General features: G+C 29.6%; 22 protein-coding genes. 13 read left to right on the forward strand and 9 right to left on the reverse strand.

Going from position 1 to position 18,813, the window contains the following annotated elements; genetic code table 11:
• Nucleotides 1–49 precede the first annotated feature (49 nt).
• From ACN5J5_RS09270 to ACN5J5_RS09285, 4 genes are read left to right on the forward strand one after another with little or no spacing between them, the layout of a single operon-like run.
• Entirely contained in the window at nucleotides 50–547 is a 498-nt protein-coding gene (locus tag ACN5J5_RS09270) for a GNAT family N-acetyltransferase (RefSeq protein WP_418644628.1), read from the forward strand.
• A complete protein-coding gene (locus ACN5J5_RS09275; RefSeq protein WP_418644629.1) occupies nucleotides 544–861 on the forward strand; it encodes an antibiotic biosynthesis monooxygenase family protein in 318 nt (105 codons plus the stop codon). The genes ACN5J5_RS09270 and ACN5J5_RS09275 overlap by 4 nt, the downstream gene beginning before the upstream one ends.
• A gap of 5 nt (nucleotides 862–866) precedes the next feature.
• Nucleotides 867–1,379 carry a DUF4442 domain-containing protein gene (locus tag ACN5J5_RS09280; RefSeq protein WP_418644630.1) on the forward strand — a complete coding sequence of 171 codons (513 nt, stop codon included), beginning with the start codon at nucleotides 867–869 and terminating at the stop codon, nucleotides 1,377–1,379.
• Nucleotides 1,336–2,970: an ABC transporter substrate-binding protein gene (locus ACN5J5_RS09285; protein ID WP_418644631.1), complete on the forward strand. Its 1,635-nt coding sequence runs from the start codon at nucleotides 1,336–1,338 to the stop codon at nucleotides 2,968–2,970. Before ACN5J5_RS09280 ends, ACN5J5_RS09285 begins: the two co-directional genes overlap by 44 nt.
• A 64-nt stretch (nucleotides 2,971–3,034) precedes the next feature.
• Here the strand turns inward: ACN5J5_RS09285 and ACN5J5_RS09290 are convergent, their stop codons facing one another.
• The 8 genes from ACN5J5_RS09290 to ACN5J5_RS09325 all read right to left on the reverse strand — a co-directional run bounded on the left by ACN5J5_RS09290 (nucleotide 3,035) and on the right by ACN5J5_RS09325 (nucleotide 10,455).
• Nucleotides 3,035–4,174: a geranylgeranyl reductase family protein gene (locus ACN5J5_RS09290; protein ID WP_418644632.1), complete on the reverse strand. Its 1,140-nt coding sequence runs from the start codon at nucleotides 4,172–4,174 to the stop codon at nucleotides 3,035–3,037.
• A gap of 30 nt (nucleotides 4,175–4,204) precedes the next feature.
• Nucleotides 4,205–5,221 carry an endonuclease/exonuclease/phosphatase family protein gene (locus ACN5J5_RS09295; protein WP_418644633.1) on the reverse strand — a complete coding sequence of 339 codons (1,017 nt, stop codon included), beginning with the start codon at nucleotides 5,219–5,221 and terminating at the stop codon, nucleotides 4,205–4,207.
• A gap of 4 nt (nucleotides 5,222–5,225) precedes the next feature.
• Complete coding sequence (locus ACN5J5_RS09300) at nucleotides 5,226–6,083, reverse strand: rhomboid family intramembrane serine protease (protein ID WP_418644634.1); 858 nt, start codon at nucleotides 6,081–6,083, stop codon at nucleotides 5,226–5,228.
• A 38-nt stretch (nucleotides 6,084–6,121) separates the two neighbouring features.
• The gene (locus tag ACN5J5_RS09305; RefSeq protein ID WP_418644635.1) at nucleotides 6,122–6,847 is read right to left on the reverse strand and encodes a rhomboid family intramembrane serine protease; all 726 of its coding nucleotides are present in this window, start codon (nucleotides 6,845–6,847) and stop codon (nucleotides 6,122–6,124) included.
• A gap of 9 nt (nucleotides 6,848–6,856) precedes the next feature.
• Entirely contained in the window at nucleotides 6,857–8,707 is a 1,851-nt protein-coding gene (gene mutL, locus ACN5J5_RS09310) for a DNA mismatch repair endonuclease MutL (protein ID WP_418644636.1), read from the reverse strand.
• Nucleotides 8,707–8,991 (reverse strand): riboflavin synthase subunit beta, encoded by a 285-nt coding sequence (locus ACN5J5_RS09315; RefSeq protein ID WP_418644637.1) that lies wholly within the window; start codon nucleotides 8,989–8,991, stop codon nucleotides 8,707–8,709. The genes mutL and ACN5J5_RS09315 overlap by 1 nt, the downstream gene beginning before the upstream one ends.
• Before the next feature lie 175 nt (nucleotides 8,992–9,166).
• Nucleotides 9,167–9,673 (reverse strand): 6,7-dimethyl-8-ribityllumazine synthase, encoded by a 507-nt coding sequence (ribH, locus tag ACN5J5_RS09320; RefSeq protein WP_418644638.1) that lies wholly within the window; start codon nucleotides 9,671–9,673, stop codon nucleotides 9,167–9,169.
• Nucleotides 9,673–10,455, reverse strand: a complete 783-nt coding sequence (locus ACN5J5_RS09325) for a tetratricopeptide repeat protein (protein ID WP_418644639.1) — start codon at nucleotides 10,453–10,455, stop codon at nucleotides 9,673–9,675. The genes ribH and ACN5J5_RS09325 overlap by 1 nt, the downstream gene beginning before the upstream one ends.
• Nucleotides 10,456–10,569: 114 nt before the next feature.
• Here ACN5J5_RS09325 and recF point away from each other — a divergent pair, with 114 nt between their 5' ends.
• The 3 genes from recF (at nucleotide 10,570) to ACN5J5_RS09340 (ending at nucleotide 12,686) form a co-directional block, all read left to right on the forward strand.
• Nucleotides 10,570–11,652 (forward strand): DNA replication/repair protein RecF, encoded by a 1,083-nt coding sequence (gene recF, locus ACN5J5_RS09330; protein ID WP_418644640.1) that lies wholly within the window; start codon nucleotides 10,570–10,572, stop codon nucleotides 11,650–11,652.
• A gap of 1 nt (nucleotide 11,653) precedes the next feature.
• On the forward strand, nucleotides 11,654–11,950 hold the full coding sequence (locus ACN5J5_RS09335; protein ID WP_418644641.1) for a DUF721 domain-containing protein: 297 nt from the start codon (nucleotides 11,654–11,656) through the stop codon (nucleotides 11,948–11,950).
• A 106-nt stretch (nucleotides 11,951–12,056) separates the two neighbouring features.
• The gene (locus ACN5J5_RS09340; RefSeq protein WP_418644642.1) at nucleotides 12,057–12,686 is read left to right on the forward strand and encodes a YceI family protein; all 630 of its coding nucleotides are present in this window, start codon (nucleotides 12,057–12,059) and stop codon (nucleotides 12,684–12,686) included.
• 77 nt (nucleotides 12,687–12,763) lie between these two features.
• Here the strand turns inward: ACN5J5_RS09340 and ACN5J5_RS09345 are convergent, their stop codons facing one another.
• The gene (locus ACN5J5_RS09345) at nucleotides 12,764–13,183 is read right to left on the reverse strand and encodes a nucleoside-diphosphate kinase (protein ID WP_101906963.1); all 420 of its coding nucleotides are present in this window, start codon (nucleotides 13,181–13,183) and stop codon (nucleotides 12,764–12,766) included.
• Between the two features lie 92 nt (nucleotides 13,184–13,275).
• Between ACN5J5_RS09345 and ACN5J5_RS09350 the strand changes: the two genes are divergently transcribed.
• From ACN5J5_RS09350 to ACN5J5_RS09375, 6 genes are all read left to right on the forward strand, one after another.
• Entirely contained in the window at nucleotides 13,276–14,304 is a 1,029-nt protein-coding gene (locus ACN5J5_RS09350) for a DHH family phosphoesterase (protein ID WP_418644643.1), read from the forward strand.
• Entirely contained in the window at nucleotides 14,294–14,818 is a 525-nt protein-coding gene (gene gldI / locus ACN5J5_RS09355) for a gliding motility-associated peptidyl-prolyl isomerase GldI (RefSeq protein WP_418644644.1), read from the forward strand. Before ACN5J5_RS09350 ends, gldI begins: the two co-directional genes overlap by 11 nt.
• Before the next feature lie 13 nt (nucleotides 14,819–14,831).
• Nucleotides 14,832–15,557 carry an FKBP-type peptidyl-prolyl cis-trans isomerase gene (locus ACN5J5_RS09360; RefSeq protein ID WP_418644645.1) on the forward strand — a complete coding sequence of 242 codons (726 nt, stop codon included), beginning with the start codon at nucleotides 14,832–14,834 and terminating at the stop codon, nucleotides 15,555–15,557.
• Between the two features lie 89 nt (nucleotides 15,558–15,646).
• Nucleotides 15,647–16,693, forward strand: a complete 1,047-nt coding sequence (locus ACN5J5_RS09365) for a peptidylprolyl isomerase (protein ID WP_418644646.1) — start codon at nucleotides 15,647–15,649, stop codon at nucleotides 16,691–16,693.
• 2 nt (nucleotides 16,694–16,695) lie between these two features.
• A complete protein-coding gene (locus tag ACN5J5_RS09370; protein ID WP_418644647.1) occupies nucleotides 16,696–17,256 on the forward strand; it encodes a phosphatase PAP2 family protein in 561 nt (186 codons plus the stop codon).
• Between the two features lie 141 nt (nucleotides 17,257–17,397).
• Complete coding sequence (locus ACN5J5_RS09375) at nucleotides 17,398–18,597, forward strand: hypothetical protein (protein ID WP_418644648.1); 1,200 nt, start codon at nucleotides 17,398–17,400, stop codon at nucleotides 18,595–18,597.
• Nucleotides 18,598–18,813: the final 216 nt, after the last annotated feature.

Raw genomic sequence — 18,813 nt, forward strand, 5'->3', positions numbered from 1 at the left:
AAATCTGCTTTAAACAGTATTTATCAACCGCAAAAATACGATAATAATCATGATTTTTGAAACGAAAAGATTACTTGTTAGGAAACTAAAAACAACCGATTTACAGCCTTTTTTTAAGTTAGAAAGTAATCCGAAGGTATTACAATACGCTACTGGCGAAGTAAAATCGATTGATGCTTGTAAAATTGAGTTAAAAGATTTGATAAGTAAGTATGAAAATAATGCAAATGAGTTTTTTATTTATGCGATTGTACAAAAAACAAATAACGAATTTGTAGGTACTTTAGCCTTGGTTAAAGATAATGAAGATGATGAAATTGGGTATCGATTTATTCAAGAGTATTGGGGCAAAGGTTATGCTACCGAAATATGTGAGGGATTAATTACTTATTGTAAATCGGTAGGAATGAAAAAAATAGTAGGTTATGTTGTTGATAAAAATAGAGCTTCTGCTAAAATTTTAAAAAAATATAATTTTATTGAAGTTAATAAGTTTATAAGTGAAGATATTGGCTTACCAGAAACAAAATACGAATTGATATTATGATTGTAACATCGTTAACACCGCCTTATTATGCAGTTATTTTTACAACAAAAACAACAAATAACTTAGAAGGTTATAGTGAAATGAATGAAAGAATGGAGTTTTTAGCAAAACAACAAAAAGGCTTTTTAGGAGTAGAATCTGCGCGAAGTGAAATAGGAATTACTGTTTCGTATTGGGCAAATTTAGAAGATATTACTAGATGGAAAAATAATTTGTTGCATACAGAAGCAAGGAATTTAGGGCGTGAAAGATGGTATGAACAATATCAATTACGAATTTGTAAGGTAGAACGCGAATATGAATTTAATAAGTAATAAAAATGTACGCAGCAATTTCTAAAGTTTTAAATACCTTTTTAAAAGAGCATACTATTTTTAAATACGGATTTAATATATCGCCAATGTATCGTAGATCGACAGGGAAAATTATTGAAGTTTCTGAAGATTTATTTAACGTAAAAGTTAAAATTCCGATTGGTTATAAAAATAAAAACTATGTGGGTTCTATTTTTGGTGGAAGTTTGTTTTCGGCAACCGATCCTGTTTTTATGATTCAATTAATGAATATTTTAGGAAGCGATTATGTTGTTTGGGACAAAAGTGCCAATATAAAGTTTAAAAGACCTGCTAAAGAAAATGCTTATGCCGATTTTGTTTTTACTGAAAATGAAATTCAAGAAATAAAAGAAAAAGTAGTTAAAGAAAAAGAAATAGATTTAATAAAAGAACTTTTTATTACAAATAAAGAAGCTTCGGTAACTTATGCCGAAGTTTCAAAAACTATATATATTGCAGATAAATCATATTATAAAAATAAGAGAAAACAAAAGTAAAATTTTTACTCTATTACTTCTTTTTATTGTTGTGTGCTCATGTACAAAAAGAGAAAATAAATTTACCAACTCACAAGTTTTCCGTTATAATGAACATTCTAATATTACTTCTTTAGATCCTGCTTTTGCAAAAGATCAACGTAATATTTGGGCGATAAATCAGTTATATAATGGTTTGGTTCAGTTAGATGATAGTTTATTTGTTCAACCTGATATAGCTAAAAGTTGGACGATTTCTGAAGACGGAAAAACATACAAGTTTATTTTAAGAAGCAATGTGAAATTTCATAAACATTCGTTGTTTGGAAAAGATTCGACAAGAAATGTTGTAGCAAATGATTTTGAGTATTCATTTAATAGATTGCTAGCTAAAAATGTAGCTTCTCCTGGAGGTTGGGTATTGCAAAATGTAAAAAACTTTAAAGCAAAAAATGATTCGATATTTACAATCAATTTAAAACAAACTTTTCCGCCTTTTTTAGGATTGTTAGCAATGAAATATTGTTCGGTAGTGCCGAAGGAGGCAGTAGATTATTTTGGAGATAAATTTCGTTCAAACCCAATTGGTACAGGTCCTTTTAAATTTAAACTTTGGGTTGAAAACACCAAGTTAGTGTTGCGTAAAAACTCCATGTATTTTGAAAAAGATACTGAGGGAAATAAATTGCCTTATTTAGAAGCCGTTGCTATTACTTTTTTGCCAGATAAACAAAGTGAATTTTTACAGTTTGTTCAAGGAAATATTGATTTTATGAAAAGTTTAGACGCTTCTTATAAAGATGATATTTTAAATACAGACGGAACTTTAAAAGAAAAGTATGCGAATAAAATTATTATGCAAACTGGCGCATATTTGAATACTGAATATTTAGGAATTTATTTAGATGGAGAAAATGAGTATTCAACAAAATCAAAATTAATACGACAAGCAATAAATTACGGATTTGATCGGAAAAAAATGATTAAATTTTTAAGAAACGGAATTGGAACACCTGCAACAAGTGGATTTATACCAAAAGGTTTACCATCATTTAATAATCAAAAAGGATACTCGTATCAACCAGAAAAAGCAACAGCTTTGGTTTTACAATACATAAAAGAATCTGGAAATAAAAATCCAGAAATCACCATTACAACCAATGGTAATTATTTAGATTTATGTGAGTTTATACAACGAGAATTGCAAAATATTGGATTAAGTACAAAAGTTGATGTGATTCCGCCATCAACTTTACGACAAGGAAAAGCGAGTGGAAAGTTACCCGTTTTTAGAGCAAGTTGGATTGCCGATTACCCCGATGCAGAGAATTATTTGTCGTTATTTTATAGTAAAAATTTTACACCCAATGGCCCTAATTATACACATTTTAAAAATGATAATTTTGATGCTTTGTATGAAGCTTCAATAAAAGAAACTGATGTTAAAAAACGTTATTTATTGTATCAGAAAATGGATAGTATCATTATTCAAGAAGCCCCAGTTGTACCTTTGTATTATGATGAAGTAATTCGTTTTAGTCAAAAAAATATACAAGGATTAGGAATAAATCCTATTGATTTACTGAATTTAAAAAGAGTGATAAAGAAGTAAATTTACCTAAACAAAAACACCGTTTAGATTATCTAAACGGTGTTTTGTTATTATACATCTTTGATTAAGAAACCAGCGACTTTATTTTATTTTTTATCGTTTGTTTAATGTCTTTAGGATAGTTTCTGTCTCCATGAAAAACATCAGCCATTGCTTCGCTAAAATGTTGACCAAACTTTTTTAATAGTAAGTTTCTTATTGTTTTTTGTTCATAAAACCATTTAGAAAGCCATAAACCAGTACTTAATTCTGGTAATAGTTTTTCATTCAATTTATCTAAGTATAACTTTTTAGCAGTTTCGTAATCTTGTTTACTTTCTATAATAGCTTCAGCAGCTAATTTACCGCTATAAATAGCATTCGAAATTCCTTCGGCAGTAATAGGGTCAGCAAAACCAGCAGCATCCCCAATTAAAAACACGTTGTTTTTTACAAATCCATCAGTTCTTGGAGCTACAGGAATTTGAAATCCGTGTTGAGATTCACTAATTACATCCGTAATTTTAAGAGTTTTCATGTACTCTAAATAAAATTTCTTTAAATTTATTTTAGTTCTTTTTGTAGAAGCAACACCTATAGATAAATGATTTTTTTTAGGAAAACTCCAAGCATACCCATAAGGAATTGCATCAATGTCAAAGCGAACTTCTTTTGATAAGCGGTTAAAATCTTCTTCAGACACTTCTACTTCATATTCTAAAGCAGGAATTAACTTTCTGGTATCTTCTTTCCAGCCAGCCATTTTAGCGGTAGGACTTAGAGCTCCATCTGCAGCAATTACAAAATTTGCGGTTAAGTTGCCTTGAGAGGTTTCTAAAGTAATTATTTTATCATTAAAAGATAAACCCTCTAATTTATGGTTTTCTAATAAAGTAACACCAAGTTCTTTTGCTTTTTTAACAATTAAATGATCAAAAGAATCCCTCATAATCATAGTGATTGTTGGGTCTTTTCTATGTGTTTTAAAATGTAAGTTTTTTTCTAAATATACATCAACAGTATGAAATTCTTTTTCTACAACTTCACTAATGTCAAAAGGTAAATCTTTTCGGCCTCTAAAAACAAATCCGCCTCCACAGGTTTTGTACCTAGGCAATGTTTCTTTTTCTATTAATACGGTTGAAATCCCGTTTTTAGCTAAATAAAAAGCAGTAGAAGCTCCAGAAGGGCCACTACCAATAATAGCTACATCAAAATGTTTCATAGTTGATTGTTTAATTTTGCAATATACATATTACTTCCAATTTATACGGGTCATAATAGGATAATGATCCGATAATTTAAGATCATTATAAGTTTTGTATTGGTTTATTGTGGTGTTTTTATCGGTTAAAATAAAATCTATTCGCATAGGGTATAAGTATCTAAAAGATTTACCTAAACCAATACCTGCGTTTAAAAAAGCGTCTTGTTTGTTTTTTGATAATTTTTGATACACCCAAGAATAAGCTGTATTATTAAAATCGCCACAAATTATTTTTTTGCCTTTCCAAGAGCTTTCGTGTTGTAAAATAAGTTCTGTTTGGTTTACCTGTTTTTCAAAACCATTTGCTAATCGTTTAAACAAACGTTCAGAATCTTTTTCGCCAAAATTTTCTTTCTTCGGATTTAATTTTAACGATTCTAAATGTACATTATACACTCTAATGGTGTCTTTGTTTTTAAGAATATCAACAAAAATAGTATTGTTGGCACTGTTTTTAAAGTTTAAAGAACCAGAGTTTATAATTGGGTATTTAGTGTAAATTGCAAGTCCGAATTTATTAGCTTTTGATTTTGTTTTAATGTATTTATAAGGCAGCTTTATGTTTAATAATTTTGACTGATAAAACTCTTGCATACTAAGTATATCAGGTTTTTCATTATTTATAAAATCATATATTTTCTGTTCTGTTGTAATGTCTTCTAAATGTTTATAATGATTAAATAAACGAACATTATAACTCATCACTTTTAAATCGTTATTTAAAATAATTTCTTTCTTCGAAAACTTAACAAGAAGAGGCGAGGTAAACCATCCTATTAATAAAACAAGTAAAGATAAAAGTGAGTTTTTATGAAGTTTAAGTAACCAATACACAAAAAAGAAAGCATTTATAAGTACCAATAAAGGAACTGATAAACTAAAAACGGCAAAAGCCGGAATTAATTTTGGAGAAACAAAAGGCAACACATACGATAATAACAAAACAGTAGCAAAAACTGAATTGATAAAAAAGAATAACTTGTGTATAACCGAGTATTTTTTCATGTAATTATTTGCCTTGTTTAAATAAAAAGTCTTTTTCGTTTTTGGTTAAAGTATCATAACCAGATTTACTTATTTTATCTAAAATAGCATCTATTTCTTGCTGATTTGTTGATTTTTTAGAGGTTTTTTTTACAGTTTTTTTACCTGATTTATAAACAGTTTTTAAAGGTTTTTCTTTCTTTTTAAAAAACTTCTTAAACATTTTAAAAATTTCTAATTCTTTATTACTTGCCTTAACAACATATAGAAATCCGAATAAAGCCCCGCCAATGTGAGCAAGGTGTCCGCCAGCATTACCACCAGGTATTTGAATAATATCAATAGCAATCCAAACGCAGGCTAATATCCATAATTTAACAAAACCAATTAACGGAAATTTTAATTCGTAATTAGGGATGTAAGTAGCAACACCTATAAAAATAGCCGAAATACCTGCGGATGCACCTAGTAAAACACTATTGTCGGAAACTCGTTGCAAAGCGGGAAAAAAGTTATAACTAGCAATAAAAATAATTCCGCCAAACAAGGTTCCTAAAAGGTAAAAGTTAAGCAATTGTTTTGCTGTAAAGTATTGATTAAATAAATGACCAATATAAAATAAGGCAATTAAATTTAAGAGTATGTGTAAAAAACTGGTGTGTAAAAATCCGTAAGTAATAATTGTCCACGGTTTTGATAAAAAATCATTAAAATTGGCAGGTAGCGCAAACCAATTAACAAACAAGTTACTGTTTGCTTGAAATAAAAACCCGAAGGTATTGGCAATAAAAACGAGTAAAAAAACAGCAAGATTTACATAAATAAGCTGCTCTACAATACCAGCATTTTTAAAACGATATTTTAAATTATCTAAAGTATTCATCAGTTTTCTTTTTCTTACAAAGTATCTAATATACTAAATTAATGAGATTTGAATTGATCTTTTTTCCAATACCAAGCAATAATAAATCCAATAATTGCACCACCAATATGTGCAAAATGCGCAACATTTCCGATAGAATATTTTGTAACCCCAAAAAACAAATCACCAAAAATCATTAAAGGAATAAAGTATTTTGCAGCTACAGGTACTGGAAAAAATATTAGTGCCAATTTAGCGTTAGGAAAGGCTAATCCGAAGGCAACCAAAATACCATAAACAGCTCCCGAAGCTCCAACCGCGGGCGTGTGGTACAAACTATAAAATTCGCTCATTGTTTTGTTTGATAGCGTTATAATACTATCATTATATTGCCCTGAACTTAATATATTTTGTATTTCTGAAGGCGATACCCCTAAGGCTACGATTTGTTCGTAAATTCCGTTAAATTGGTAATAATTTACCAAGGTGTAAATAAGTCCAGCACCAATACCCGCCGAAAAGTAAAAAAACAGGAATTTATTTCTGCCCCACATTTGTTCTAAAGGAGTACCAAAAGCCCATAAAGCATACATGTTAAAAATTAAATGCATAGTGCCTCCATGCATAAAAGTATGCGTAACATATTGCCAAATGCCAAAATGTTCGTTTTGCGGGTAATGTAAAGCGAAAATATTTGTTAAATCTAAGTTTAGTAACTGTGGTGCAAAATACATAATCACGTTAATGATTATTAAATGCTTTATAGCGTCAGTTAATTTAGGCATAATTATATTTTATTTGTTAAAAATGGCGTCAATTTCATTTAAGGTAAGCGTTTTAAAAGTAGGCTTTCCTAAAGGAGATGTGTTAGGTTCTCGGCAAGAAAATAAATCGTCAACCAAATTTTCTTGTTCTTTGTTGTTTAAAACTGTTCCTGTTTTTATGGCTAATGATTTTGCAAAAGATTTTGCCATAACATCAAAATGACTAAAGCTAGCGTCTGGTACTTCTAGCTTAATGTCGTCTAACAATTGTTCTAAAATCAAGGTAATTTGACTTTCGCTTATTGAAGTCGGAATTCCGCCAATAGTAACACTTTCTTTAGTAAATTCATCAAACATAAAACCAGCGCTTTCTAAATCAGATTTTATGGTGTAAATCATTTCAATATCCGCAGAAGAAAACGAAATATTTACAGGAAATAATAACTGTTGGCTACTGGCTTCTTTTACAGTTATGTTTTCTAAAAATTCTTCATATAAAATTCGTTGATGTGCTAACGATTGATTGATTAAAACAACTCCCGATTTTATAGAACTTAATAAATATTTTTTCTGAATTTGAAACGTTTTACCTGTTTCGGTTTCTTGTTGCGTTTCAAAAAGTTGCTCTTGCTTAGTAGCTTCTAAAGGTTCAGTATTAGTATATAAAGCTTCCCAATTACCAGTATCTTTTTTAAAGTTAGATTGATAACTTGTGGTATTCGAATTATTAGAAATATTGGGGGTTGACTCGAAATTTGTTACCGTTTTAAACGGATTAAAATCAGGATTTACCGTTATGGGAGGAACTGTAGGTGTTTTTGTACTTTTTTTATTATAATCGTATGGAGTATCTAACGTTGCATCTCTGTTAAAATCTAACACAGGAGCTACATTATATTGCCCTAAACTATGTTTAACAGTAGCTCTTAAAATGGCATATAACGCCTTTTCATTATCAAATTTTATCTCTGTTTTTGTAGGATGTATGTTTATGTCAATACTATTAGGAGGTACTTCTAAATATAAAAAGTACGACGGATGCGACCCGTTTTCTAGTAAACCTTCAAAAGCATTTACTACGGCATGATTTAAATAAGAACTTTTTATAAAACGATTGTTTACAAAAAAATACTGTTCACCACGTTTTTTCTTGGCAAATTCAGGTTTTGCAGTAAATCCGTTAATAGTAATAATGTCAGTTTGCTCAGAAATAGGAACTAATTTTTCGTTCATTTTGGTTCCGAAAATAGCTACAATTCGTTTGCGTAAATTACTTTTTTTAAGGTGATAAACCTCTGTGTTATTATGATGTAATAAAAATGAAATATTTGGATGCGCTAAAGCAACTCGTTGAAATTCATCTACAATATGACGTGTTTCAATTGTATCAGATTTTAAAAAATTTCGACGTGCAGGAATGTTGTAAAATAAATTTTTTACAGCAATACTTGTCCCTTGTGCTGTAGATACAGCTTCTTGCGAAGTTATTTTGCTTCCTTCAATTTTTATAAGAGTACCAAGTTCTTTACTTTCTTGTTTTGTTTTTAACTCAACATGAGCAATAGCCGCAATTGATGCTAATGCTTCGCCGCGAAAACCTTTGGTATTTAAGTTAAACAAATCTTGCGCATCTTTAATTTTTGAAGTTGCATGACGTTCAAAACTTAAACGAGCATCAGTAGTACTCATTCCTTTACCATCGTCAATTACTTGAATTAACGTTTTGCCAGCGTCTTTTAATAAAAGTTTAATAGAGGTTGCTCCAGCATCAATAGAATTTTCAACCAATTCTTTAACAACAGAAGCAGGACGTTGTACTACTTCACCAGCGGCAATTTGGTTTGCAACATGGTCGGGTAGCAATTGTATAATATCAGACATTAGTTGTTTTTTGATAAAAAGATAGACAGATCAAAATCAATAAAAAATAAAAATAAAAGCACAAAAAGCGCTATTAAAATTATAATTGTTTTGTTAAATCCGCCATTTTCAGATGCTTTAAATTCGTTTACAGCCGCATTAAACTTACCTTTTAAGCCTTTTGTTTTACCAACGGTTGTGCGAAATTCGTCAAACTTATGTTTTACTTGATATGGATTCCCTTCTCCTTTATAATAGGTAGGTTTGTAATCGAATTTTTTATTTTCTCTTTTTATAAATCCCATAAAATATTGCTTTTAAAATGCTAAAATGTAATAATAATTACACGTGTAAAGGCGAAATTCAAAGTTACTGAATTATGAATAGGTGGTCAAAAATTATGCCTAAATTAAAGTTAAAAAAAGAACCAAAATGTATTACATTTTGGTTCTTTTTATTTTGCAAGTATTTTATGTAAATTTAAAAACCTAAAGAGTTACTTGGTCTTTCTAAATTTTTAATAGCGGCCATTTTAATAGCGGCTACAGCACATTCTATACCTTTGTTTCCTAATTTTCCTCCAGAGCGATCTAATGATTGTTGTTTGGTATTGTCTGTTAATACACAAAAAATAACCGGCACATCGTATTTAATATTTAAATCCACAATTCCTTGTGTTACGCCTTCGCAAACAAAATCAAAATGTTTAGTTTCTCCTTGAATTACGTTTCCGATAGCTATAATTGCATCTACTTTTTGAGATTCAATCATTTTTTTACATCCGTAAACTAACTCAAAACTTCCAGGAACATCCCAAGAAATAATATTGTTATCTTCCGTACCGCAATCTAAAAGAGTTTCGATTGCTCCTTTTTTAAGGTTTCCTGTAATTTCAGGATTCCATTCAGAAACAACAATCCCAAATCGAAAAGATTTCGCATTTGGGATTGAAGCTTTATCGTAATAAGATAAATTTGTTGTTGCCATTATTGAGCATATTTTGCGCTGTTGATATATTTTTCAATATCTCTACCTTGATCGGTATTTGCGTATTTTTGTTTAATGCTAGTATATAATTTTTCAGCAGTACTGTATTCTTTTAATTCCATTGCTGTTTGTGCAGCTTTAAATAAAAATAAAGGAGCTGTAAAGTTATTGTCTTTTTTGTTAGCGGCTTTTTGGTAATAATCTAAAGCGTCTTTTGGTTGGTTAATATCAGCAAAAGCATCACCAATAGCACCTAAAGCAGTAGCACCTAATAATTCGTCGTTAGAATTAAAGTTGCTTAAATATTCGATAGCTTCTTCGTATTTTTTCATTTTTAAGTAAGAAATACCAGCATAATAGTTTGCTAAATTCCCTGCTTTTGTACCACTAAATTCACTAGCTATATCTGTAAAACCATATTTACCATCACCACCAGTTAATCCTAAAGTATATAAAGAATCGGCAGCAACACCAGCAGATTTTTCGGCTTGATCAAAGAAAGTTCTTGGGTGAGCAAGCTCGTTAGAAGCTTCTTGTTGGTTAGGTTCTGATACAAATTTAGTAAAAGCTAAGTATCCTAAAATTACAACAGCAATAGCTACTAAACCATAAAATAAAGGCTTGCTATTTTTTTCAATCCATTGTTCTGATTTGTTCGCTGTGTCATCTAAAGTATTAAATACTTCAGCAGTAGTGCTTTGCGATTCATCAAAATTTTCTTCAACTTCTTGTGTAACCTTTTCTTTTTTAGGTTTGTATCCTCTTTTCTTGTATGTAGCCATAATTGCTTAAAAATTAGTGGCGACAAAAATAGCTTTTTAAATTGGATTTTAAAAATCGATTTTTCGTAAAAAAAGCTATAATTTGCGCTTTCTTTTTCGAAATAATTCTCATTCATGTATTTGCAAAAAATATCGCTGGTAAATTTTAAAAATATCGAATCGCAAACCTTTGATTTTCAGGAGAAAATAAATTGTTTTGTGGGTAATAACGGAATTGGTAAAACCAATGTGTTAGATGCAATTTATTATTTATCTTTTACAAAAAGTTATTTTAATTCGGTTGCAGGACAAAATATTCGTCATGGTCAAGATTTTTTTATGATTGATGGAGATTATCTTTTAAATGATAGAAATGAGAAAATTTTATGTTCATTAAAAAGAGGTCAAAAAAAAATATTAAAACGTAATGGCAAGGTGTACGATAAGTTTTCTGAACATATTGGGCAATTGCCGTTGGTTATTATTTCTCCTGCAGATAGAGATTTAATTATTGAAGGAAGCGATACACGAAGAAAATTTATTGACGGAGTTATTTCACAGCAAGATAAAAATTATTTACAGGTGTTAATTTCGTACAATAAAATTGTAAGTCAACGAAATGCTTTGTTAAAATATTTTGCAGCAAACAGAACTTTTGATGATCTAAATTTAAAGGTTTACGACGAGCAATTAGTTGAGTACGGAACCGTTATTTATAATAAGAGAAAAGCTTTTTTAGAAGAATTTGTACCTATTTTTAATGAAAAACACCAAATTATTTCAGGAGCAAAAGAAGAGGTGAATTTAAAATATAAGAGTCAGTTACACGATGTTTCTTTGATGGATTTGTTTGCGCAAAGTTTAGAGAAAGACAGGATGTTACAGTACACATCATCCGGAATTCATAAGGATGATTTAAGTTTTGAAATAGATACATATCCTATTAAAAAATTTGGATCGCAAGGGCAGCAAAAATCATATTTAATAGCTTTAAAATTGGCACAGTTTGAGTTTATTAAAAAACAATCAAACGTAACGCCGATTTTATTATTAGATGATATTTTTGATAAATTAGATGAAAACCGTGTAGCACAAATTGTAGATTTAGTAAATAATGATGCTTTTGGGCAGATTTTTATCACGGACACACATTTTGATAGAACAGAAAAAGTACTTAAAAAAAGTAATCAGAAGTATCAAATTTTTAAATTAGAATAAGATGGCGAAAAGAGAAAATGATAGTTTTTTAATTAAAGAATTATTAGGGAGTTATATTAAAGAAGGGAATTTAAATAAAGGATTTCAAAAAATTCATATAGACGAAGCTTGGGCTAAAATGATGGGGCCAGGAGTTGTGTCTTATACAAGTGAGGTAAAATTGCAAAATGGTACTTTAATTGTTCGTTTAACTTCGTCTACTTTAAGAGAGCAATTAAGTTATGGAAAGGATAAAATTATAACCATGATTAACGAAGAAATGGGAGAGGTGTTGGTTAAAAAATTGATGTTGGTTTAATTGTAAAATCTCTTTAAAATATAATTTTTACACTTTTTTTACATTTCGTTTGCATAATTTATAGGCTACTGGTAGTATGTTCGTATAAACTTTTAATATTTATAATATGAAAAAAAATAAGAACATCATTTTGCCATTAGTTGTATTGGTAATTGCAATTGTTGCGAGTGCCTATACAAAAGAAACTTCTAGTTTTAAGAAAAAAGGAACAACTACTGTACTTGAAAATAAACAACAACAAACGGTTAATTTATTTGTAACTCACGGGCATTGTAGTACTCCGTTTGCTGGAATAGTTGAAGATTTAGAAGTAAAAATACCTGTAAGAATCGATTTAGGAAATCCATTAGAAAATATGGAAATTTCTTTTGCTATAAATCCGAATTCATTTAATGTTTGTGCAGGTAAAGATTTAACAAAACGAATTAAAACACCAGGTTTATTTATCGGCAAGAATGACGAAAAAATAACATTTAAATCTACAAATATTTACACGATGGGTATTGATTGGTACCAAGTAAATGGTAAAATGTCTATAAAAGGCGTTGAGAAAGAGGTAAAGCTATTTGTTACAGGTATAAGAAAGTCGTATGAAACTTCTGCAAGCTCGTTAGTAATAGAAAGTAAGATGAATTTATTTGACTGGGGAATAGATTATGATAAAATTGTAAACGGAAAATCAACAAAAGTAGCTACCAAATGGTTGCATATGAATATGAGAGTTAAAATATCTTAATCATTTTATAATTTTCAAACATAAAAAAACTCGTTACAATTAAGTAACGAGTTTTTATATTTTAAAGAAGTGTATTCTTAAAACATTTCTCTACCAGAAAAATGGAAAGCACCTTCGATAGCAGCATTTTCATCAGAATCAGATCCGTGAACAGCATTTTCACCAATAGAAGTAGCAAACATTTTACGAATAGTTCCTTCAGCAGCTTCAGCAGGATTTGTAGCACCGATTAAAGTTCTAAAATCTTCAACAGCGTTATCTTTTTCTAAGATAGCGGCGATAATTGGCCCGCGAGTCATAAACTCAACTAATTCACCAAAAAACGGACGCTCGTTGTGTACAGCATAAAAAGCCTCAGCATCACGCGTTGTCATTTGTGTTTTTTTCATTGCTACGATTCTAAAACCTGCAGCATTAATTTTGTCTAAAATTGCACCAGTATGTCCGTTTTCAACACCATCTGGTTTAATCATTGTAAAAGTTCTATTTGTTGCCATCTTAATTTTTTTAATAGTTGTACGTGTGAACGCCACACAAAATCGGCGCGAAATTACACAATTTTTTTAATTTAATTGTATATTCGCCACTTATGATTTTAAAACACTTTACAGAACTCAAAGAATTTTTATCACAACCTAAAAATATTGTGATAATAGGTCATAGAAATCCTGATGGAGATGCCGTTGGTTCAACATTAGGATTAAAGCATTATTTAGATAAAAAAGGGCACACCGCACAAGTGGTAATGCCAAATGAATATCCTGATTTTTTACATTGGATTCCGGGTTCGGAAACCGTATACCGTTTCGATCGTCAAAACAAACAAAGTGTTCGGTCTTTAAATAATTCTGAAATTGTATTTCTTTTAGATTTTAATGCCTTGCATCGCGTTGGTAGCGATATGCAAAATACATTAGAAAAATATAAAAATGATTTTGCGTTGATAGATCATCATCAACAACCAGATGATTTTAATTATATGTATTCTGATACTTCAATGTCATCAACCTGTCAAATGGTTTATAATTTTATTGAAATGATGGGAGATGTTGATTTAATTGATAAAAACATAGCTACTTGTTTGTATACAGGTATTATGACAGATACTGGATCTTTTCGTTTTAGATCAACCACAAGTACCACACACCGTATTATTGCTGATTTAATTGATAAAGGAGCCGAAAATGATAGGATACATAGTAATGTGTTAGATGCAAACTCATACAGTCGTTTATTATTATTGGGGCAAGCGTTAAGTAATATGAAATTATTGCCAGAGTATAAAACTGCGTTTATAACTTTATCTGAAGCAGAAAAGAAAAAGTTTAATTACGAAAAAGGAGATACCGAAGGTGTTGTAAATTACGCGCTTTCTTTAAAAGGAATTGTTTTTGCGGCTATTTTTATTGAAGATAAAGAGCAAGGAATTATTAAAATGTCACTTCGTAGTAAAGGGAAATTTTCTGTAAATCAGTTTGCTAGAAACCATTTTAATGGTGGCGGTCATGACAATGCTGCTGGTGGTAAAAGTTTAGAGTCGATGGAAGATACGATTGCAACATTTACAACGTTATTACCTAACTATCAAAAAGAATTAGCAGCGTCTTATGAAGTTTAATTTAGTTTTTTTCTTACTAGTTGTTTTAAGTATAAGTTCTTGTAAAGAGCAAGAGGTAAGAAGACCTAAAAAACAAGGAACTTCTAATTTTTATAAAGAAGTAATTGTTAAAAACAAAAAATTAAATGCTTTAGAAAAAAAGCGCTTAGAAAATTGGATAGCTAAAGATACTATTAACGATTATAAAATTTCTAAAAACGGATTTTGGTATAGATATATTGTTAAGGATTCTTTAAATACACCAACTCCTAAATCAGAAGATATGGTTTTGTTAAAATATGATGTTTCTGATATGTACGGAAATACAATTTATCCGCAGCAAGAAAGAAATTATAAGATAGATAAAGAAGATTTTATACCAGCATTACAAGACGGAATAAAGTTGATGAAAAAAGGAGAAACCATTACATTTGTAATTCCGTCTTATAGAGCTTTTGGAGTTGTAGGAGACGGAAAAAAGATAAAAGTAAATCAATCAATAAAAAGTACAGTAACATTAATCGAAATTAAATAACAAATAAATAAAAATGAAATTAACTAAAATTTTAGCAGCAGCAGTTGTAACCTTATCAATTGTATCATGTGGTAACAGTCAATTTGAAACCAAAAAATCATTAACAACAGAAATAGATTCTGTAAGCTATAGTTTAGGTTTAGATATGGCAAATAAAATTAAAATAAATTTTAGCGATTTAGATCAAGATTTATTTGTGCAAGGATTTAAAAACGGAATGGATTCTACCAATCTTTTAGTTGAATCTAAAGAGATTAATAATATTTTAAAAACATTTTTTCAAAAGCAACAGCAAGAAAAAATGAAAGCACAACAGGAAGCGCAAGCTAAAAAAGCTGAAGCTGAGTTTGGAGATTATAAAAAAGAAGGAGAAAAATTCTTAGTAGAAAATAAAGCTAAAGATGGTGTGAAAACTACAGATAGTGGTTTACAGTATGTGGTTTTAAAGGAAGGAAACGGAGAGGCTCCAAAAGCAACTTCAAGAGTAAAAGTTCATTATCACGGTACATTAATTGACGGAACTGTTTTTGATAGCTCTGTAGATAGAGGTGAGCCAACAGAATTTGGAGTAAATCAAGTTATTAAAGGTTGGACAGAAGGATTACAGTTAATGAAAGTAGGTGCAAAATATAAGTTTTTTATTCCTCAAGATTTAGCATATGGTGCGCAACAAAGAGGTGTAAATATTAAGCCTTTTTCACCTTTAGTATTCGAGGTAGAGTTACTTGAGATTAAGTAATAAAAATATAAATAATTAAAAATCAATTAGGTTAATGCTTGTCGTTAACCTAATTGATTGTTTATAAAAGAATCGTAAAATATAAATAAATGAAGATTTATAAAGTTTTAATAGCAATTGTAGTGTTAATTTCGGCATGTAAATCGGTTAAATACCCTGATTTAGAAAACGGATTATATGCAGATATACAAACTAATCGCGGAGATATTTTAATAAAATTACACGAAAAAGAAGTGCCAATGACGGTTGCTAATTTTGTGTCGCTTGCAGAAGGAGATAATCCTAAAGTAACAGATTCTTTAAAAGGAAAACCGTATTATAATAAGACGCGTTTTCATAGAGTGATAAAAGATTTTATGATTCAGGGAGGCGATATTACCGGAACAGGAGCTGGTAATGCAGGATATAAATTTGGAGATGAATTTCCGATGAATGCAGAAGGTGAGTTGATTTATAAACACAACGGAGCAGGTGTATTATCTATGGCAAATTCAGGAAAAGCTACAAATTCAAGTCAGTTTTTTATTACACATAAAGAAACTCCTTGGTTAGACGGAATGCATTCTGTTTTTGGTAAAGTATTACTAGGGCAAAATATTGTTGATGTTATTAAGCAAAACGATTATATTAATCAAGTAGAAATTATAAGAGTTGGTGCTGATGCTAAGAAGTTTAAGGCTGCAAAAGTTTTTGAAAATGAATTAGCGTATGAAGAAAAGAGAGCTGAAGAGCATCAACAAAGACTTGAAAAATCAAGACGTAAATTTCAAGAGGAAAAAGGAATTAAAGAAGCGATTGAAACAGATTCTGGCTTAAAAGTATTACAACTTCAAAAAGGAACTGGTAAAAAAGTAAATCCAGCTATTCCTACAACAGTTCATTATACTTTGTTTTTAGCTGATGGTAAAAAAATAGATTCTAGTTTAGATAAAGGGAAGCCTTTTACTTTTACGGTAAATAATCCAGATTTACCATTAATAGCAGGATGGAAAGAAGGAGTTAAAACGATGAGAGAAGGTGATAAATCAAGATTTTTTATTCCTTATTACTTAGGATATGGAGAAGACGGTTTAGGACCAATTGTAGGTAAATCTGATTTAATTTTTGAAATAGAAGTATTAAAAGTAGGGAAGTAATTTTGATAGAAAACATTATACAAAAAGACAAAGAGCTACTAATTTATTTAAATAATTTAGGAAGTGAACAATGGGATGGATTTTGGTTGGTAATTACAAATCAATTTTCATGGACACCTTTATTTATATTCATACTTTTTTTAGTGTTTAAATATTTAGGATGGAAAAAAGGATTGTTTACCATATTTTTTATTGCAGCATTGATTACTTTTTCTGATCAAATAACAAACGTTATTAGAGGTGTTTTCGAGAGATTAAGACCCAATAATGATCCTGCTATAAAAGATTTGTTAAGAACGCTTATAAGGCCACAGAGTTATAGTTTTGCATCTGGTCATGCAACAACATCTACTGTAATTACTGTTTTTATGATTATGCTTTTAAAAAAACATACAAGCTATATTAAGTTTTTGGTGTTTTTTCCATTAATTTTCGCTTATAGTAGGTTGTATTTAGGAGTTCATTTTCCTATTGATATTTTAGCAGGATTTATAAACGGACTAATAATGGGATGTTTGGCTTCTAAATTATATCAATTGTTATCAAAAAGGATATTTGATTAATTGTTAATAAATACAAAAAGTAAATTAAAAACCATTTAGACTTGTAGAAGTCTAAATGGTTTTTTTGGTTTTAATTTTGTTATTGAAAATAAGTACTTTAGTAAAATAAGTTTTTTTGATAAATTAAATAGGTTTTACATTATGAGTAATTATTTGAAAATATTTTTAGCTGTTAATTTGGTTTTTCTTGGAGGTTGCAGTAATGAAAATAAATCAAATAAAGATGAATTTTCAAAAGCTACAGCTATCAATAAAAATTCTAAAACCAATTTTGTAATTAGTCTAAACCAAGACATTGATGTTACAAAAAACCAATTTTATTGTAGTAGTATTGGATATGCTTGGAATGAAGTTAGAAAACACTTTAATAATAACATTCAAATAGATAACAGTTTTAAGGACTTAAAGTTGTTAAATTCCGATTATAGTTTTCAAAACTCTTTAGCAGATACTGTAATTCAGACAAATGTATCTATTAAAGGGAATGTCACTAGAATAAATGCGAAATTCAACTTAGCATTGCCTTTTGTTTACCAGAATTATAAACGGTTTGATATACATGAATTTTTAACGGATGATTTTATAGAGACATTGAGTCAGCAAGAAAGAAGTGATTTACTTGAAAAAAAGCATGCTACGTTTAATAATGAAACAATAGTTACATTTGGTCCGAATTCTGAGGATATTGAATATGATGCTTTAAAATCTGTAGATTTATTGCATTATAAAAATAATAATGAGTTTGCCATACGTATGAAACCAGCTGACAAAGATCATGAAATCATTTTGTTTATGCCTGAGCAGTCTAATTTTAAAACGATGCGGCAAATTTTACATGCCTTTAAGGCGAAAGAAAAAGAATTTCTGGTTAAGAAAAAAACATTCGATTCAATTAGTAATAATATTGCTAATGATAGTAGTTTAGGTTTAGAAGAAGAATTAAGAAAAATCAAACTGAATCGAACGGAAGTAAGTAAATTATTTTTAATTGATGGTGATGATTTTAGTATACCTATTTTATCCTTCCAAGCAAAAAAATCATTCAAATCACTAGAGGGGAATATATTTAATGGTTCAGAAATAATAAAAGAATACCAGCAACTTATAAGCTTTGAGTTGAATGAAAAAGGAGCAGAAATTGAAAGCGAAACACGAGTTATGAAAGTTTCTGTAGGAGGTTATCTTTATCCTCCTAAAAAACTATATTTTAATAACCCTTTTTTAATTATTTTTAAACGTAAAGATTCCAATAATCCGTATTTAGTAGGATGGATAGCAAACACTGACGTTATGGAAAAAACGATGTTTAAAACAGCGGAAATAAGAATAGATACTATTTAATTTAGAGAATGATCTCTAAAGTAAAAGTCTTCAGAGCACAGTTTAGAGGTGTGAAAAATATAGAATTTTTCTTCTTTTTGCTTAACCGCAACAATAGGCCTTGATTCTTTAAAAAAAATGGTACACCTGAAGATTTTTTGGTACACCAAATTGTATGCCTTTTTTTTGTATAAAAAGCAATTTTATAAAATTATAGTAATAAGTAATTTTTAAACT

The sequence above is a fragment of the Tenacibaculum insulae genome (assembly GCF_964512435.1).
GTDB lineage: Bacteria > Bacteroidota > Bacteroidia > Flavobacteriales > Flavobacteriaceae > Polaribacter > Polaribacter insulae_A.

Excerpts from the sequence above, each read along its gene's own strand:
- ACN5J5_RS09340 (WP_418644642.1), top strand. The coding sequence starts at position 12,057 with ATGAAAAAAAATAAGAACATCATTTTGCCATTAGTTGTATTGGTAATT.
- ACN5J5_RS09375 (WP_418644648.1), top strand. The coding sequence starts at position 17,398 with ATGAGTAATTATTTGAAAATATTTTTAGCTGTTAATTTGGTTTTTCTT.
- ACN5J5_RS09300 (WP_418644634.1), bottom strand. The coding sequence starts at position 6,083 with ATGAATACTTTAGATAATTTAAAATATCGTTTTAAAAATGCTGGTATT.
- ACN5J5_RS09295 (WP_418644633.1), bottom strand. The coding sequence starts at position 5,221 with ATGAAAAAATACTCGGTTATACACAAGTTATTCTTTTTTATCAATTCA.
- ACN5J5_RS09325 (WP_418644639.1), bottom strand. The coding sequence starts at position 10,455 with ATGGCTACATACAAGAAAAGAGGATACAAACCTAAAAAAGAAAAGGTT.
- ACN5J5_RS09280 (WP_418644630.1), top strand. The coding sequence starts at position 867 with ATGTACGCAGCAATTTCTAAAGTTTTAAATACCTTTTTAAAAGAGCAT.
- ACN5J5_RS09345 (WP_101906963.1), bottom strand. The coding sequence starts at position 13,183 with ATGGCAACAAATAGAACTTTTACAATGATTAAACCAGATGGTGTTGAA.
- ACN5J5_RS09275 (WP_418644629.1), top strand. The coding sequence starts at position 544 with ATGATTGTAACATCGTTAACACCGCCTTATTATGCAGTTATTTTTACA.
- gldI (WP_418644644.1), top strand. The coding sequence starts at position 14,294 with ATGAAGTTTAATTTAGTTTTTTTCTTACTAGTTGTTTTAAGTATAAGT.
- ACN5J5_RS09365 (WP_418644646.1), top strand. The coding sequence starts at position 15,647 with ATGAAGATTTATAAAGTTTTAATAGCAATTGTAGTGTTAATTTCGGCA.
- ACN5J5_RS09335 (WP_418644641.1), top strand. The coding sequence starts at position 11,654 with ATGGCGAAAAGAGAAAATGATAGTTTTTTAATTAAAGAATTATTAGGG.
- ACN5J5_RS09360 (WP_418644645.1), top strand. The coding sequence starts at position 14,832 with ATGAAATTAACTAAAATTTTAGCAGCAGCAGTTGTAACCTTATCAATT.
- ACN5J5_RS09290 (WP_418644632.1), bottom strand. The coding sequence starts at position 4,174 with ATGAAACATTTTGATGTAGCTATTATTGGTAGTGGCCCTTCTGGAGCT.
- ribH (WP_418644638.1), bottom strand. The coding sequence starts at position 9,673 with ATGGCAACAACAAATTTATCTTATTACGATAAAGCTTCAATCCCAAAT.
- ACN5J5_RS09315 (WP_418644637.1), bottom strand. The coding sequence starts at position 8,991 with ATGGGATTTATAAAAAGAGAAAATAAAAAATTCGATTACAAACCTACC.
- ACN5J5_RS09270 (WP_418644628.1), top strand. The coding sequence starts at position 50 with ATGATTTTTGAAACGAAAAGATTACTTGTTAGGAAACTAAAAACAACC.
- ACN5J5_RS09350 (WP_418644643.1), top strand. The coding sequence starts at position 13,276 with ATGATTTTAAAACACTTTACAGAACTCAAAGAATTTTTATCACAACCT.
- recF (WP_418644640.1), top strand. The coding sequence starts at position 10,570 with ATGTATTTGCAAAAAATATCGCTGGTAAATTTTAAAAATATCGAATCG.
- mutL (WP_418644636.1), bottom strand. The coding sequence starts at position 8,707 with ATGTCTGATATTATACAATTGCTACCCGACCATGTTGCAAACCAAATT.
- ACN5J5_RS09305 (WP_418644635.1), bottom strand. The coding sequence starts at position 6,847 with ATGCCTAAATTAACTGACGCTATAAAGCATTTAATAATCATTAACGTG.